This is a genomic window from Kitasatospora sp. MBT66 (genome assembly GCF_000710405.2).
In the GTDB taxonomy this organism is placed as follows: domain Bacteria; phylum Actinomycetota; class Actinomycetes; order Streptomycetales; family Streptomycetaceae; genus Kitasatospora; species Kitasatospora purpeofusca.
In genome coordinates this window covers 437,272-453,061 of sequence record NZ_JAIY01000004.1, presented here as the reverse complement: position 1 = coordinate 453,061, position 15,790 = coordinate 437,272, and the positions used below count along the sequence as shown (strand labels likewise).

Sequence of the window (15,790 nt, the reverse complement as noted above, 5' to 3'; positions counted from 1 at the left end):
CTTGCCGTCCGCGGCCGCCGCGGCGGCGGCGCTCTCGCCGGCCTCGGAGCGCTGGTGGGCCAGCACACCGTCGATCAGCTTGCCGAACCGGCGGCACTCGTCGGCGAGCCGGCGCAGCGTCCAGTTGGCCTCCGGCCAGAGCTGCCCGGCCGGGTCGGCGGCGAGGGTGTCGATCCGTCGGTGCAGCGCGGTCAGCGCGCCGCCGAGCTCGCTCTCCAGGACGGCGGTGAGGTGCTCGTTGCGGGCGACCAGCGCGAGTTCGCGGCTGCGGTCGGTGAAGGTCATGACCGCGCCGACCAGCTGGTCGCCGTCCCGGACCGGGGCGGTGGTGAGGTCGACGGTGACCGGCCGGCCGTCCTTGCGCCACAGCACGGTGCCGCGCACCCGGTGCTTGCGGCCGGAGGTCAGGGTGTCCAGCAGCGCGGACTCCTCCAGCGACAGCGGGGTGCCGTCGGCCCGGGAGTGCTGGATCAGCGGGTGCAGCTCCCGGCCGCCCAGCTCGCTGGCCCGGTACTCCAGGATGTGCGCGGCGGCCGGGTTGACCAGCACGCAGCGGCCTTCGAGGTCGACGCCGAGCACGCCCTCGGCGGCGGCCCGCAGGATCATCTCGGTCTGCTTGTGCTGACGGCGCAGCTCGGCCTCGACGCCGAGCCGGCCGGTCAGGTCGCGGACCAGCAGCAGGAGCAGGTCGGAGGAGCGGGAGCCCTCGCGGTACGGGTCGTAGGGGACCAGCGAGGAGACCGCGTAGCCCCGGCCCTCGCCCGCGCCGGAGCCGTCGTCGTCGAAGTCGTTGCCGGACACCTCGACCGGGAAGGTACTGCCGTCGGTGCGCCGGGCCGTCATCCGGACCGGGCGGTCGAGCGCCTCGTCCTCGCGGGTGGCGGGTCGCATCGAACCGGGGATCCGGCTCGGGTCGAACTCCGGCAGGAGGTCGAGCACACCCATGCCGACCAGTGAGGTGCCGGGCGCCTGGAGCGCCTGTACGGCCGCGGTGTTGGCATCGACGACCGTGCCGTTGCTGTTGACCAGCAACAACGCATCGGGCAGGGCGTCGAGTATGGCGGCGAGGCGAGCAGCGCCTCGGATCGGCCTGCTGCTCACGTCGACAGGTCTCCTCGGCTTCAGGGCAGCTCTCTCCGGAGAGGGCAGTATCTCATTCTTCTTTGCGGCGAGGACGACCCGCCTAGTAACGTTGTCGGCGGTTGGTGCCGGGCCCCCGGGTTGTGGCATCATCACAGGCACAGGGAACGGCTCCGCGCACGCGGGGTTGGTCCATGTGGAGGAGGCTTCGCCTAGTCCGGTCTATGGCGCCGCACTGCTAATGCGGTTTCGGGGTTATTCCTGATCGAGGGTTCAAATCCCTCAGCCTCCGCAGCCGGAAGAGCCCCGTCGACGATCTTGTCGGCGGGGCTCTTCCCATGTCCGCGGCCTGCCGCCGCGGGCCGCCCGAGGTGCCCGGATCAATCGATTTCGCCCCTCGCCGCAGGTCATGTAATGTTGTCCCCGCACCGCCCCGCTGGAACGTTCACCGGGGCGAGCGCTCATAGCTCAACGGATAGAGCACTTGACTACGGATCAAGAGGTTGCAGGTTCGAATCCTGCTGAGCGCACCAAACCCCGCAAGACCGGATCCGTCCGGCACTTGCGCTCATAGCTCAACGGATAGAGCACTTGACTACGGATCAAGAGGTTGCAGGTTCGAATCCTGCTGAGCGCACCAGAAGAGAACCCCCGGCCCTGGTGGCCGGGGGTTCTTTCGTTTCCGGGGCTCCCCGTCGTGCTCCGGGCGGGCGCGGGCGGTCCGGCCCCGCGCGGGGGCAATGGGTGGAATGCGTACCTTTCGGGTACATCCCGTCCTGCCGGGGGCCTGAGGCTGCCAATCGGGTGTCATACGGCCAATAGTGCAAGTGTCGCGGTATGACCGGACCAGGATCGTGATTCCGTTTTGTCACATCTTGTGTCCAGACTGCCCGGTCACCCAGGCCGCCCGGCAGCCGATGTGAAGGAGAGCCGGATGAACCGACAGTTCCCGGCTGCGGCCGGTGCCGCCGCGGTCCTGGTGGCCGGGCTGCTGATCGGTTGGAACCCGCCGCCCTCGGCCGCCCAGCAGTCCCCCGGGAGCTGGAACGCCGAACGCGGCGCGGTGCTGCCCTCCGGGCTCTCCGTCCGACTGGACTTCTCCGCCGACCCCGGGATGTCGGTCACCGCCGGCCCGGGGAAATTGGCGGACCGCGCCGGCGGCGGCCGTTCCCGCGCGCTCTACGCCGACGGACTCCGGCCCGGGGATCCCGCTCAGTCCTTCCGGATCTCCGAGGACCGTCCGCAGACGGACGGTTCCTGGCGCACCGTCGGAACGCTCCGGCTGACATTCTCCCGGGCCGTCCGCAATCCCCGGCTGCACCTCAGCGGACTCGCCGGAATCACCACCGCGAAATCCGGTTCCACCGGCACCGCGACCAGGCTCACCCTGACCGGCGGCTCCCCGGCCGCGCCCACCCTGGTCAACCGCACCGACTGGCCCGGCTGGACGGTCGACGGCAACACGCTCGCCCCCGCCCGGGCCGACGGCGGCGCCGACGGCGACCCCGGGTCCGCCGCCGAGGGCAGCCTGGAGCTGGCCGGCACCTTCCGCACGGCGGTCTTCCGGGTCGAGCGGCGCTCGACCGCCCGGGCCGGATCCACCACCGCCCCGGCCCCGCTCACCCAGGCCTACACGGTCACCCTCGACGAGGGGGTCGGCACCGCGCCGCAGGGCTACGGCAACGCCTCCCACCTGCTCTCCGACCTCTACCTGGGCGGTGACGCCGCCACCCAGGGCGCCAAGGCCGACGGGCGGCCCGGCTGGCTGTTCCGGCGCGCCGACGCCGGACGGGCGGACGGCGGCGGGGAAGGGTCCACGGACGGCGGCACCGGCGGCGGGGACGGATCCACGGGCGGCGGCAGTGGAGGGGACGGCGGGGCCAACCCGCCACCGCCGCAGCTCCAGCCCGGCCGGGGCGAGTACCAGGGCGCCGACCCGGCCGTCAGTTACCCCGCCGAGGCGGCGATCGGCCACGACTACCGGCTCACCGTCCCGGTCGCGGTCGGCGACTCCTCCGCCACCCTGGCCGGCTGGGTCGACTTCAACCGCAACGGCCGCTTCGACGCCACCGAGCGGGTGCAGACCGACGTCGCCCCCGGCGGGCACAGCGCCTCGCTGGAGTGGACCGTCCCCGCCGACGCGGCCTCCGGCGAGACCTGGGCCCGGCTGCGGATCGGCCGGGACGCCGCCCAGCTGGTGCCGGCCGGCGGCTTCGCCGACTCCGGGCAGGTCTCGGACCAGCGGATCCGGCTGACCGTCGGGGCCGCCCGCCCGGAGATCTCCGAGCCGGTCGACGGCACCACCCTCGCCGAGGCCCGCCCCCGGATCTCCGGCGAGGGCGCGGTGGCCGGTGCCACCGTCGAGATCCGCGAGGGCGACACCGCGCTCTGCCGGACCCGGGTCGCCCGGGGTGGCGACTGGTCCTGCCGCCCGGACACGGCGCTGGCCGCGGGCCGACACAGCCTCACCCCGGTGGAGACCACCGGCGGTGGCGTGGTGCTGCGCGGCGAGCCGGTGCGGATCACCGTCAAGACCGCGCCCCCCGGCGCGCCGGTGCTCACCCTGCCCGAGTTCACCAACGACCCGGGCCTGCAGCTGGCCGGCACCGGCGAGCCGGGCAGCACCGTGACCGTGGTCGACCGGTCGGCCGGAACGCGCGAGGCGGCCGCCGGGGGCGGCGGCTCCGGCGGCCAGGGGACCGACCTGTGCAGCACGGGGGTCCGGCCCGACGGCGGCTGGTCCTGCCTGCCGGTGGAGAACCTGGCGGACGGCCGGCACCGGCTCACCCCGACCGCCGCCGACCTCGCCGGGAACCGGACCCCCGGTCAGGCGGTCGAGCTGGTGGTCGACACCGTGCCGCCGGACCGTCCGGTGCTCACGGCGCCGACCGCCGGGGAGACCCTCCGGGTCGCCCGGCCCCGGCTCGCCGGGAGGGCCGAACCGGGGGCCCAGGTGCTGGTCACCGCGCGGCCGGAGCGCGCCGCCGAGGCCGCGCGGATCGTCGCCTGCGGGACGACGGCCGCCGTCGACGGCAGCTGGGCCTGCACGGCGAACCGTGATCTGCCGGAAGGGGAGCAGTGGCTGGTCGTCACCGCGACCGACCTGGCGGGGAACGGGACGGCGGCGGAGGCCGTGGCGGTCACCGTCGCTCCGGCGGGCGGGGCGGTCGCGCCGACGCCCGCGCCGACGCCGACGCCGGACGTGATTCCCACGGTGGTGCCGTCAATGACTCCATCGGTGACTCCTTCGGTGGTTCCTTCAGTGACTCCGGCTCCGACGGCGAGCGTTGCCCCGACGCCGGTACCGACGCCCACGGTGACGTCCACGGGGGCGCCCACGGCGGTGACGGTCGTGCCGTCGTCGTCGCCCACGCCTGCGCTCTCCCCGTCCCCGACGGCGGCGGTCCCGTCCCCGACGGTCTCGCCCTCGGTGCCGGTGCCGCCGACCCCGTCGACCCCGTCCGCTCCGTCCGCTCCGTCCGCTCCGTCGGTGCCGTCTCCGACCGTTGCCGAGCCGGTCCTCGATCCGGTCCCGTCGGGGCTGCTGCCGATCGTCGTCCCGCCGGTCGGTGGGGCGGCGGGGGCTCCGGTGGTGGCCTCGCCTTCGCCGAGTGCGGCCCCGGTGGCGGTGGCTTCGGCCACCGGCAGTCCGTCCCCGGTCGTCCCCTCGACCGCTTCCGCGTCGACCCCGTCCACCCCGTCCGCTCCGTTCACCCCGTCGGTGCCGTCTCCGACCGTGGCCGAGCCGGTCCTCGATCCCGTCCCGTCGGGGCTGCTGCCGATCGTCGTCCCGCCGGTGGTGGCCTCGCCCTCGGCGAGCGCGGCTCCGGTGGCGGTGGCTTCGGCCACCGGCAGTCCGTCCCCGGCCGTCCCCCCGACCGCTTCCGCCACGACGTCCCCGAGCCCGAGTCCGACCGTGACCGCGTCCGCGTCCGCGATCCCTGCCCACACTGCCACTCCGACCCCCACCCCCACCCCCACGCCCACTTCCACCGCCACCCCGAGCCCGACGGCGGCGGCCGCCACCCCGACCGGGGCCGACCCGGATCCGGCGGACGTCTCCGCCCCGGACCGGGACCGGTCCGACCGGGTCCGGGGCCCGGCTGCCCCGCCCGAGCGCGGGCAGCAGCGGGCGGCCGGGCCGGTGGACCCCTCGTCGCCGGTGGCTGCCGACCGGCAGCGGTCGGACGCCTGGCGCGGCGCGTTCGCCGGGCTCCTGCTGGTGCTCGCCGGGATCGGGCTGATCACCCGTCGGGTGCTCGCCAGGGGAACCGGGACCCGGAGGCGCTGAACCGCTCCCACCATCCGCTCATGTGCCTGCGCGTCAGCTCCGGCTTCGGATGATTCGTCAGGAAATGTCGACACACATAGCTCAAATGTCGCATTTGATGACGTATGAACTTAGCCTGACTCTGGCACTGCCCGTCAGATCCGGGCCGCCCGTTGCGCGACACACTGAACCTGAGGATCCGTGCATGGACGTCACCCGCGACTCTTCGCAGCGACCCGACCACCTGCCCAAAGCACTTCCCCCGGCGCTGCCGGAACGTTCCGCCTCCGGCTCCAGCCCGCTCGCCAAGGTGTTGCGGACATCCGGGTCGGCCGCCGGACCGGCCGACAGCGGTCCGCCGACCACTCCGCTCACGGTCCTCCCCGGACCCGCCGGCTCCTCCGCCGATCCGCGCGATCCGCTGGAAGTGGCGGAGCCGGCCGCCCGGACGGTCCAGGTGGCCCCGCCGCCGTTCCCGGTCGCGGACCCGTTCCCGGTCGTGGAGCCGGAGGCGGTCCCGGTCGGGATGCCGGCGGCCGCCACCTCGCGCCGGCCGCCGCGCGCCGACCAGGCGCTCCGCGAGCGGAACGCGGCCGGTCTGCCGGGCTGGGTCGCGCTACTGGCGCTGCTGCTCGGCACGGCCGCGGTCCTGCTGGTGCTGGTGCGCGACGGAGTCGTCCCGCACTGGGACGCGCTGCCCGATCTGCGCGCGGACGCCGCCCGGGCCAGTGGCCGGGCCGAGGTGACCGCCCGTTCGGTGGCCGCCGTGACCGCCGCCGGGCTGCTCGTCGTGCTCGCGCTCGCCGGACTGCTGGCCAACGCCGGCGGCGAGACCCGGGTGCTCACCCGCTGGGGCCGCTACCGGGGCACCGTCCGCCGTACCGGCCTGGTCTGGGTGAACCCGCTGCTGCGCCGTCGCCGGGTGGACGTCCGGCTGCGGCACTGGCGCAGCGAGCCGGCCAAGGTGGTCGACCGCACCGGGACGCCGATCGTGGTCCGGCTGCTGATCGTGTGGCGGGTCAAGGACACCGCGCGAGCGGTGCTGGCGATCGAGGACCACGAGAGCTATCTGCGCGAGCAGGTCCAGGCGGTGCTCACCAGGACCGCCTCCACCCTGCCCTGCGACAGCAACGCGGCACCCGGCCCGGCTCTGCGCGACGGCCAGTGGTTCGCCGACGAGCTGACCCGGGCGCTGGCCGCCGAGGTCGCCCCGGCCGGGCTGGAGGTGTACTCGGCGCAGCCGCTGGCGCTGGACTACGCGCCGGAGGTGGCCGAGTCGATGCGCCGGCGCCGACTGGCCGATCTGGACGCGGGCCTGCGCACGGTGCTGGTGGACGACGCGGTGGAGGCGGCGGCGCTCGCCGTGCGCCGACTGGAGCGCGCCACCGCGCACGAGTTGGACGAGGCCGCCCGGAGTGCGCTGATGGAGCACCTGCTGGTCGCCTTCGTCGCCCCGGCCGGAGTGGCCGCCTCGGTACCGCCCCCGGCCGCCCGGGCCGGGCGGAAGGAAGGACGACCGGCATGAGGATAGCCAGCGGCACGGACGTCGGCCTCGCATTCATGGACGGGACCGCCGACGGGTTCGACGCGCGCGACGGCTTCGACGGCTTCGACGGATCCGACGCCCACCGGGGCTTCGAGGGCATCGAGGGCCCGGACGGTTTCGAGGGCCTCGACACCCCGGACGGTTTCGAGGAACGCCTCGGCGGCGCGGGCTGCGGCTGCCCGCACTGCGCGGCCCGGCCGCGCACCCCCCGAACGGCTCGGCCGTCCGGGGGCGGCCGAATACACCGGGCGGTGCGCACTGCCTGCCTGGCCACCACCGTGCTGGCCGGCGCCGGGGTGGTCGGACTGACCGCCGGTGCCGGGGCCGCGCAGGCGGCGCCGGGCAAGCAGGGCTGGGACGGTTCCAAGTACTGGTTCAAGAACGCCCGGGGCGAGTGGCGCTGGACCGGCCACTACAGCGTGTACGTGAAGGCCGTGGGCGGCTCCGGTTCCTCGTCCTCCGCCGGCTCCTCGACCACCGCCGGTGGCTCGTCCACAGCCGTTGCCCCGACCGGCTCGACCGGCTCGACCGGCTCGACCGCCCCGACCGGCTCCACCGCGCAGCCGGTCGCTCCCGAAGCGGCCGTCCGCTCCGCCGGACCGCGCCAGGGCTGGGACGGTTCCAGGTACTGGTTCAAGAACGCCCGGGGCGAGTGGCGCTGGACCAGCCACTACGACATCTACCTCGACCGCACCGGCCGGTCGGGCGGCGGGACGTCGGCCGAGGACCAGGCACCCTCCTCGGACCGGGCGGAGTCGGTGATCGGCTACGCGCTGGCCCAGCTCGGCAAGCCCTATGTGTGGGGCGGCGACGGTCCCACCGGTTACGACTGCTCGGGGCTGGTGCAGCAGGCCTTCCGGCGGGCGGGCGTCGCGCTGCCGAGGGTGGCCGACGACCAGTACGCGGCGACCACCCCGATCGCGCAGGACCGGCTGCGCCGGGGTGACCTGCTGTTCTGGTCGGACAGCGGCCGGGCCTCGGGGATCCACCATGTGGGGATCTACCTGGGCGGCGGGAAGTTCGTCGAGGCGCCCCGGCCGGGGAAGACCGTCCGGGTGTCGGTGATCAGCAGCGGCTTCCGGCCGACCCACTTCGGCCGGCCGTGACGGCGGCGGCCCGCGTTGTCCACAGCCTGTGGACGACGCGGGCCGCGCGGCGACGGAGCCGGGGTCAGGCGGAGGCGTCGTCCAGCAGCGCGGTCTGCGCCGGGGTGAGCTCCAGCGCGGCGGCGGCCAGCAGCGGCGGGAGCTGGTCGACGGTGCGGGCGCTGGCGATCGGGGCGGCGACGGTCGGCCGGGCGGCGAGCCAGGCCAGGGCGACGGTGGCGAGCTCGACCTCCTGCTCGGCGGCCACGGTGTCGAGCGCCTCCAGGACCTTGGGGCCGCGCGGGCCGTCCAGGTAGCGGCCGGCCCCCTCGGCGCGGGCGCTGGTCACCGAGGTGCCGCCCGGGCGGTACTTGCCGGTGAGGAAGCCCGAGGCCAGCGCGTAGTAGGGGACGGTGGCGAGGCCGTGCGCGGCGACCACCTCGGCCAGCGGGCCCTCGAAGGTGCCGCGGGAGACCAGGTTGTAGTGCGGCTGGACGGCCACGTACTTCGCCAGGCCCTCGCGCTCGGCGAAGGCCAGGGACTCGGCGAGCCGGTCGGCGCCGATGTTGGAGGCGGCGACGGCGCGCACCTTGCCCTCGCGCACCAGCGCGTTCAGGGCGGTGACGAACTCCTCCACCGGGGTGTCGTCGTCCTGGTGGGTGTAGTAGAGGTCGATGTGTTCGACGCCGAGACGGCGCAGCGAGCCCTCGGCGGAGGACTTGATGTTGGCCGCGCGCAGCCCGCGCGCCTCGGGGTGCAGCCCGACCTTGGTGGCGACCACGACGGAGTCGCGGTTCCCCCGGCTGCGCAGCCAGTTCCCGATGATCGTCTCGGACTCGCCGCCGGTGTTGCCCGGGACCCAGGAGGAGTAGGTGTCGGCGGTGTCCACGAAGTTGCCGCCGGCCGCGGCGTAGGCGTCGAGGACGGCGAAGGACTCGGCCTCGTCGGCGGTCCAGCCGAAGACATTGCCGCCGAGGGAGAGCGGGAACACCGAGAGCTCGGAGTCACCGAGCTGCGCGTAACGGGGGGCGTCGCTGCGGGAATCGGTCATGGTCCGAGTCAACCCGATCGGTGGGACGGACATTCCGGGGTCGTGGGGTACTTCACATGCTTGTCGCACAGTCGTAGTGCGGAGACCGGGTGTCGGGGCGGTCCGCGGATTCGTTAGAGTCCCTGCCATGGCTGACAACGACTACGACCCCGCCGGCAGCACCCAGATGTTCCGGGCCTTCGTCGACGAGACCCCGGCACCCCAGGCGCCGGGCTCCGTCAACACCTACGGCGCCAGCGGCAGCCGCACGGGCATGATCGCGGCGATCGCCGTGGGTGTGCTCGTGGTGGTGGGTGCCGTCATCTGGCTGGCGGTCAAGTAACCCTCGTGGCTGATCGCCTGGCGGTCCGGCGGCCGCGCGGCCGCCGTCCCTGCGTCAGCAGGGCTTCCGCCAGGCGTCCAGTTCGAGCTTCTTCTGCATCGAGCTGAAGCCCAGGGCCTTGGTCTTGGCGCAGAACCGGTCCGTGCCGAGCTTGTACTCGACGTGGAACACCGCCTTGCCCGCCTGGATGAAGGGCGAGAGCCGGCCGCACTCGTCGAACTGCGCGCACTCCTCGTTCACCGCGAAGTCGAAGTCGCCCAGCAGGGCGGGGACCTGGTCCAGGTCGTTCTTCAGACCGATCGCCAGGCCGCGTTCGTGGGCGAGCGTGGCGAGCATGCGGTTGTAGCGGAGCTGGTCGTCCGCGGTCAGCGGGAAGCCGCTGTTCTGGTTGTACGCCTCGATGGTGTCGGGTTCGACGGCGTCGAAGCCCTTCTGTCGGCACATGTCGAAGCGGGCCGCCATCAGCGGCTTCAGCTGGTCGAGCTTGCGGATGTCGAACCACTTCTCGCCCTTCCAGCCGTTGCCCGAGCCCTGGAGGGCCTGGGCGAAGGCGGCGGCGTCGGGGCGGAAGTCCTCCCAGGAACCGGCGTTGATGTAGCAGATCACCTTGCGGCCCTTGGCGTGCAGCGCGGCGACCACGGAGGCGTCGGTCTCGAAGCCGTCGATGTCGTAGACCGGGACGTCGACGGACTGGTCCACGCCGCCGCCGAGTTGCCACTGCCAGGCGAGGCCGGGGGTGGGCTGCCAGCGGGTACCGGCCGGGGCGGCCGGCGTACCGGGAGTGCCCGGGGTGCCGGGGACGGCCGGAGTGCCGGGGGTACCGGGTCCGGTCGGGGTGCCGGGCGTGGTGGGGCGGCCCGGGGTGCCGGGAGCGCTGGGAGTGCCCGGGACGGAAGGCGTGCCCGGAGTGCCGGGCGGGACCGACGGGGTGCCGGGGGCCGGCGTCGTCGGGGTGCCCGGGTCGGCGGGGGAGGACGGGGCGTCCGGGGTGCCGGGAGTGCCCGGGACGGGGGCGGCGGTGGCCGCCGGGGGCTGCGCGCCGGTGGCGTCGGCCGAGGGGTCGTCCTCGTCCTCCGAACCCGAACTGCTGCACGAGGTCGCCAGCAGGGCGACGGCGGTGGCGAGGGCGAGGGCGGCGGCCAGGGGCCGGGTGCGGCGGGTCACGGTGCTCGAACTCCGAGTGGGGTCAGGTGGGTTCGGTGACGGGCCGACCGACGGTCAGCTCGTGCGGCAGGGTGCGCCAGGGGTTGTCCCCGGTGCCCGGCACGGCGCAGCCGACGCCGGCCCGGCGGGCGGCGATCAGCGCGGCCGCCTCCCCGGAGCGTTCGACGGGCACGTCGTAGACCAGGTGGCAGAACCGGGCGGCGGCGTGCCGGCCGGTCCACAGCGGCAGGGCCACCTCCTGGTACGCCGCCCAGTCGCCCTCGAAGGTGACCAGCAGGTCGGCCAGGCCGACCTCGGCGTACCCGGGGTCCGGGTGGTCGCCGTGGCCGAACACCACGGTGGCGCAGCCGGCGGCGCGGGCCGCGGTGGCGAGGCGCCGGTAGTGCGGCAGCGCGCCGGGCGCGGCCGACACCTGGTCCAGGTAGACGCCGGTGATGCCGTGGCGCTGACGGTAGGTCAGGATGTCGTTCACCACGGCGGCGTGCGGCCGCCGGCCGTAGTCGGTGTCGGCGTAGCCGAGCAGCGGCAGACCGGCCTTGCGGAGCTCCTCGGCGGCCTCGGTGAACACATGGTCGGGGTCGCCCGGCCCGTCGGCGAGGTTGAGCACGACGGCGGCGATCCGCTTCGGGTCGGCGGCGGCGACCGCCTGCCAGGCCGCCGGGTCCACCGCGGGGTGGACGTACAGCGGCACCAGCAGGCGGCCGTCGTGGTGGCTCGCGCCCGTCATGCGGTGACCAGCGGTTCGGTGGAGAGCCAGAGGTCGCGCAGGGTCTCGTCGAGCCCGGTCTCCGGGTGCCAGCCGAGTGCCCCGGCGGCGGCCGACACGTCGGCCTGCTGCCAGGAGACGGCGGCGGAGCGCTCGGAGCCGGCGCCGCTCTCGTCGATCCGGCCGGTGAAGCCGGCCGCCGCGACCAGGCCGTCGGCGATCGCCCGGACCGGCCGGGCCTGCCCGGAGGCCAGGTTGAGCAGCCGCGGCAGCGGACCCTCGGCGGCCACCGCAAGGGCGACCGCGCGGGCGATGTCCCGGGCGTCGACGAAGTCGCGGTGGGCCGAGAGGTCCCCGACCCGCACCACCCCGTCGGTGCCCTCCGCCGCGGCCCGGCGCAGCTCGGCGGCGAGCCGGCCGGGCAGCGAACCGGCCGGGGCGCCGGGGCCGACCGGGTTGAACACCCGGAGCACCACGGCGTCCAGCGGCGAGCCGGCCACCGCGAGGGAGCCGGCCAGCTTGGTGGCGCCGTAGACGCCGACCGGGCGGGCGTCGGCGTCCTCGGCGAGCGAGCTGCCGGGGGCGCAGACGCCGTACTCGCCGGCCGAGCCGATGTGCACCAGCCGGGCCTTCGGGGCGCCCTGTTCGAGCGCCTCGCAGAGCACGGCCGGGCCGCGGGCGTTGACCTCGGCGAGTTTGACGGCGCTGCCGGCCACCGCACCCGCGAAGTTGACCACCGCGTCCGGGGCGTGCGCGGCCAGTTCCTCGCCGAGCGGACCGGCCTGGGCGGTGGCCAGGTCGAGCCGCAGGTCGTGGTCGGGCCGCCGCCCGGCGGTCAGCACGGTGGCACCGGGCAGGGACCGCAGGGCGGTGGCGGCGTGGCGGCCGAGGAAGCCGTCGGCGCCGAGCAGCAGGATCCTCACGCGGCCCGTCCGTCGTTCTCGGGGCCGGTCGGCACCGCCGCGGCCGGCTGCCCGTCGGCGGCGTCGATCGCCGTGCGGGCGGCGGGGACCGGCCGGTCCTGGCCGTTCGGCACCGCGTACAGGCCCTCTCCCGCGGCGGGGCCGGTGATGACCGGCTCGTCCGGGAGCAGCAGCGAGCGGTTGAGCGAGAACTCGGCGTTGGCCCGGTCGTAGTCGTCCGGGCGGCCGATGTCGAGCCAGTAGCCGTCGAACTCGTAGGCGGACGGCGGGGTCCTGGCGGCGAGCAGGTCCAGCACCAGCTCGTCGAAGCCCAGCGGCAGACCCGGGGTGTACTTGGCGAGCGCGGCGCGGGAGACGCCGTACACGCCCATCGAGACCCGGTAGTCGATGCTCGGCTTCTCCTGGAAACCGGTGATGGCACCGTCCTCGGCGGTCAGCACGCCGAAGTCGATCTTCACCTGGCGGGCGTAGGTGGCGATGGTGAGCGGGGCCCCGGACGACTCGTGGTGCTTGAGCACCCCGGCGAAGTCCAGGTCGGTGAGGACGTCGCCGTTCATCACCAGGAAGTTGTCCGGCAGCCGGTCCTGCATGGTGAGCAGCGGACCGAGGGTGCCGAGCGGGCTGTCCTCGACGGCGTAGCCGACCCGCAGCCCCCACTGGGAGCCGTTGCCGACGTAGGCGCGGATGATGTGGCCGAGGTGGCCGATGGCCAGGGTGACGGTCTGGAAGCCCGCGGCGGCGAGCTGGCGCATCACGATCTCCAGGATCGCGTGCTGGTCGCCGATCGGGACGAGCGGCTTGGGAAGCGCGGTGGTGTACGGGCGGAGTCGAACGCCCTTACCGCCGGCCAGGATCACTGCGTGCATGGTGGTTCCCCCACGGAAGTCGATGCGACAAGGGACCTTCGGTGCCGGGAGCGGCCGGAAGGCGGGACCGGATCAGACGTTGTAGATGTCGGTCTTGTAGCGGGCCAGGTTCGACGGGTCGCGGAAGAACTCGATGGTCTGCTCCAGGCCCTCCTCGAGGGAGTACTGCGGGGTCCAGCCGGTGGCGGCGCGCAGCCGGGTGGCGTCGGCGACCAGGCGCATGACCTCGGAGTTGGTCGGGCGGATGCGCTGCTCGTCCTCCTTCACCGTGACGTCGACGCCCATCAGCTTGCCGACCAGGGTGACCAGGTCGCCGACCGAGATCTCGCCGCCGGTGCCGGCGTTGAAGGTGCGGCCGACGACGGCCTCGGCGGGGGCGGTGCCGACCGTGCGGAAGGCCAGCGCGGTGTCCTTGACGAACATGAAGTCACGGGTCGGGCGCAGGTCGCCGAGGGTGATCTCGGTCTCGCCGGCCGCGAGCTGGGCGATCACGGTCGGGATGACGGCGCGCATCGACTGGCGCGGGCCGAAGGTGTTGAACGGGCGCAGGGTGACGACCGGGGTCTCGAAGCTGGCGTGGTAGCTGTCGGCCAGCCGGTCCCCGCCGGCCTTGGAGGCGGCGTACGGGGACTGGGTGTTGATCGGGTGGTCCTCGGAGATCGGCACGGTCTGCGCGGTGCCGTAGGTCTCGCTGGTCGAGGTGTGCACCAGGCGGGGGATGTCCAGGTGGCGCACGGCCTCCAGGACGTTCAGGGTGCCGGTGACGTTGGTCTCGATGTACGAGTGCGGGGCCTGGTAGGAGTACGGGATCGCGATCAGGGCGGCCAGGTGGTAGACCGCCTCGGTGCCCTTCACCAGGCCGTTCACGGAGCCGGGGTCGCGGACGTCGCCGAGAACGATCTCGACGGAGTCCAGCACCTCCTTGGAGAGGGTCTCCAGCCAGCCGAAGGACGAGAACGAGTTGTACTGGACCATCGCGCGGACATGGTGCCCGTCGGCGACCAGGGCCTCGACGAGGTGGGAGCCGATGAAACCCTCGGCTCCGGTGACGGCGACGCTGCTCATGGTGATTCGCTTCCTGTGTCTTTCGGGGACGTGTACTGCACGGACCGGCCGGGTGCGGTGACGGTGTGGTGACCCGGCCGGAGGTGGTTCGGTCGGTGCTGGTTCCGTGGTGCGCTGTTCAGCTGTTCAGCTGTTCAGCGGTGCCGGTTCAGCGGGCGCCGCATCAGCGGTGCTTGGTGGTGCGGCCGAGCACGGGCCCGGCGAGGGCGGTGAGGACGGCCGCCGCGGCCCCGCAGCCGATCAGCTGCAGGACGGTCGGGTCCGCACCGGTCAGCAGTCCGGCGCTTTCGGCGCCCGCGGCTGCCAGACAGATGAGGGCGGTGCTCCAGCTGAGCCCGAAGGCGTTCAGCAGCAGCGCCAGCCAGAGCGAGCCGCCCAGCAGCAGCAGCGCGCCGAGCTCCGGGACGCCCAGCGCCGGGGCGCCGGGCCAGAGCACGGTCGCGGCGGCGTCGAGGGCGGCCACGGTGGTGAGGTAGATGAAGAGGCAGCCGAGCAGCACACCGCCGGTGCGGCGGGCGAACTCGACCGGGGTGTGACTGGTGCGCAGCGCGGCCACGGCCATCGCCCGGTAGCGGAAGAGCAGCCACTCGGCGAGTCCGAGGCTCAGCGTCAGGGCGATCATGGCCGGCCCCGTCGGGCTGGTCGAGACGCCTTCGGCGCTGCCGGTGCGCACCGCCTGGTGCACGGTGACGCCGAGTCCGGCGATCAGGGTCAGGGTGCCGACGGCGAGGCCGAACAGCAGGTGCGGGACCTCCTTGGTCAGCGGCAGCCGCAGCGGGACCGGATCGGCCTCGCCGCGTCGGCAGCGCAGCAGCTCCCGGGTGGCGAGCCAGACCGCGAGTCCGAGCGAGGCCAGCAGCACCGAGGTGCGGACGACCTGCGGCACGTCGACGGCGAGCACGACCCCCGCTCCGACGGCCGACGGTGCCAGCGCCACCAGCAGGAACTTCTCCCGCCCGAGCACCAGCAGCACGGTGGCCGCCGCGAGGTAGCCGGACTGCCCGGCGGCGAAGCACAGCGCGCCCAGCGGTCCGCCGACCACATAGCCGGCGACGGCCGCGGTCAGTGCGCCGAGCGGCGCTCCGATCGCCAGACAGCCCGCGGCCGACCGCCGCCGCCCCCGGCCCAGCCAGGCGTAGGAGCGGTGGGCCAGGGCCTGGTTCCAGGACCAGCTGACCAGGGTCGCGACGGACAGCGCGAGCATGCCCGAGGGCAGCCCGAAGCGCATCCGGTCGGCGGCGAAGAGGTTGGCGCCGAGCAGGTAGCCGAGACCGGGCAGGGCGAACACCAGGCCGCGCACGACGCACCGCCAGGGATCGGCCCGCCAGGGGTTGGCGAACTCGGCACTCGGTCCGGGGTAGCGGCGCTCGACCCGTTCGAACAGCTCCTCGGCGAGGGTGAAGGAATCGGGGCGGCCGTACAGCAGGGCCGCCTGCTCGTCGGAGAGGCCGTCGGACTCGAGGATGGCCGCGATCTCGTACGGGTGGACCGCGTCCGCGCAGATGTCGCGCAGCCGCTCGGCGAGCTCGTCCAGCGGGTCGGCGGAGAGGTCGAGCTGCTCCGGCACCGGCGGGCGCTGGGGCGGCAGGGTCGGGCGGCGCCGCTTGAGCGGCAGCACCCGCAGCTGGACGGTCTCGTCGACCGCCTCGCCGGGAACCAGTCGCAGGGGCCCGCTCATGCGGTCACCTCGCGGTACACGCGCCTGTCGATGA

At 74.3% G+C, this 15,790-nt stretch carries 11 protein-coding genes, 3 tRNA genes and 1 pseudogene; 7 read left to right on the top strand and 8 right to left on the bottom strand.

Annotated elements, in window-relative coordinates; translation table 11 throughout:
• Positions 1-1,101 (bottom strand): PAS domain-containing protein (locus BI06_RS08710; protein ID WP_149030335.1); only part of this gene is annotated, 1,101 nt, incomplete at its 3' end.
• Positions 1,102-1,281: 180 nt separating this feature from the next.
• Between BI06_RS08710 and BI06_RS08705 the strand changes: the two genes are divergently transcribed.
• The 6 genes from BI06_RS08705 (at position 1,282) to BI06_RS08680 (ending at position 8,002) form a co-directional block, all read left to right on the top strand.
• A tRNA-Ser gene (locus tag BI06_RS08705) sits at positions 1,282-1,372 on the top strand.
• 165 nt (positions 1,373-1,537) lie between these two features.
• Positions 1,538-1,613, top strand: a tRNA-Arg gene (locus BI06_RS08700).
• Positions 1,614-1,644: 31 nt separating this feature from the next.
• Positions 1,645-1,720, top strand: a tRNA-Arg gene (locus BI06_RS08695).
• 294 nt (positions 1,721-2,014) lie between these two features.
• Complete coding sequence (locus BI06_RS08690) at positions 2,015-5,371, top strand: Ig-like domain-containing protein (protein ID WP_043466848.1); 3,357 nt, start codon at positions 2,015-2,017, stop codon at positions 5,369-5,371.
• A gap of 184 nt (positions 5,372-5,555) precedes the next feature.
• Complete coding sequence (locus BI06_RS08685; protein ID WP_051740521.1) at positions 5,556-6,875, top strand: SPFH domain-containing protein; 1,320 nt, start codon at positions 5,556-5,558, stop codon at positions 6,873-6,875.
• Positions 6,872-8,002, top strand: a complete 1,131-nt coding sequence (locus tag BI06_RS08680; RefSeq protein WP_051740519.1) for a C40 family peptidase — start codon at positions 6,872-6,874, stop codon at positions 8,000-8,002. Before BI06_RS08685 ends, BI06_RS08680 begins: the two co-directional genes overlap by 4 nt.
• A 64-nt stretch (positions 8,003-8,066) precedes the next feature.
• Here the strand turns inward: BI06_RS08680 and BI06_RS08675 are convergent, their stop codons facing one another.
• On the bottom strand, positions 8,067-9,032 hold the full coding sequence (locus BI06_RS08675) for an aldo/keto reductase (protein ID WP_043466846.1): 966 nt from the start codon (positions 9,030-9,032) through the stop codon (positions 8,067-8,069).
• Positions 9,033-9,159: 127 nt separating this feature from the next.
• Here BI06_RS08675 and BI06_RS08670 point away from each other — a divergent pair, with 127 nt between their 5' ends.
• On the top strand, positions 9,160-9,354 hold the full coding sequence (locus BI06_RS08670) for a hypothetical protein (protein ID WP_030392558.1): 195 nt from the start codon (positions 9,160-9,162) through the stop codon (positions 9,352-9,354).
• Positions 9,355-9,408: 54 nt separating this feature from the next.
• On the opposite strand, the gene BI06_RS08665 is transcribed toward BI06_RS08670, so the two are convergent.
• From BI06_RS08665 to BI06_RS08640, 6 genes and pseudogenes are all read right to left on the bottom strand, one after another.
• Positions 9,409-10,518, bottom strand: coding sequence for an endo alpha-1,4 polygalactosaminidase (locus BI06_RS08665; protein ID WP_233290071.1), 1,110 nt, complete (start codon positions 10,516-10,518; stop codon positions 9,409-9,411).
• A gap of 22 nt (positions 10,519-10,540) precedes the next feature.
• Positions 10,541-11,245, bottom strand: coding sequence for a spherulation-specific family 4 protein (locus tag BI06_RS08660; protein ID WP_030392560.1), 705 nt, complete (start codon positions 11,243-11,245; stop codon positions 10,541-10,543).
• Positions 11,242-12,147 carry an NAD(P)-dependent oxidoreductase gene (locus tag BI06_RS08655; RefSeq protein ID WP_030392561.1) on the bottom strand — a complete coding sequence of 302 codons (906 nt, stop codon included), beginning with the start codon at positions 12,145-12,147 and terminating at the stop codon, positions 11,242-11,244. The genes BI06_RS08660 and BI06_RS08655 overlap by 4 nt, the downstream gene beginning before the upstream one ends.
• Before the next feature lie 164 nt (positions 12,148-12,311).
• Positions 12,312-13,013: pseudogene (locus BI06_RS08650) on the bottom strand (NDP-sugar synthase); the annotation flags it as partial.
• 72 nt (positions 13,014-13,085) lie between these two features.
• Positions 13,086-14,078 carry an SDR family NAD(P)-dependent oxidoreductase gene (locus BI06_RS08645; protein ID WP_030392563.1) on the bottom strand — a complete coding sequence of 331 codons (993 nt, stop codon included), beginning with the start codon at positions 14,076-14,078 and terminating at the stop codon, positions 13,086-13,088.
• A gap of 163 nt (positions 14,079-14,241) precedes the next feature.
• Entirely contained in the window at positions 14,242-15,756 is a 1,515-nt protein-coding gene (locus BI06_RS08640; RefSeq protein ID WP_030392564.1) for a hypothetical protein, read from the bottom strand.
• Between the last annotated feature and the right edge of the window lie 34 nt (positions 15,757-15,790).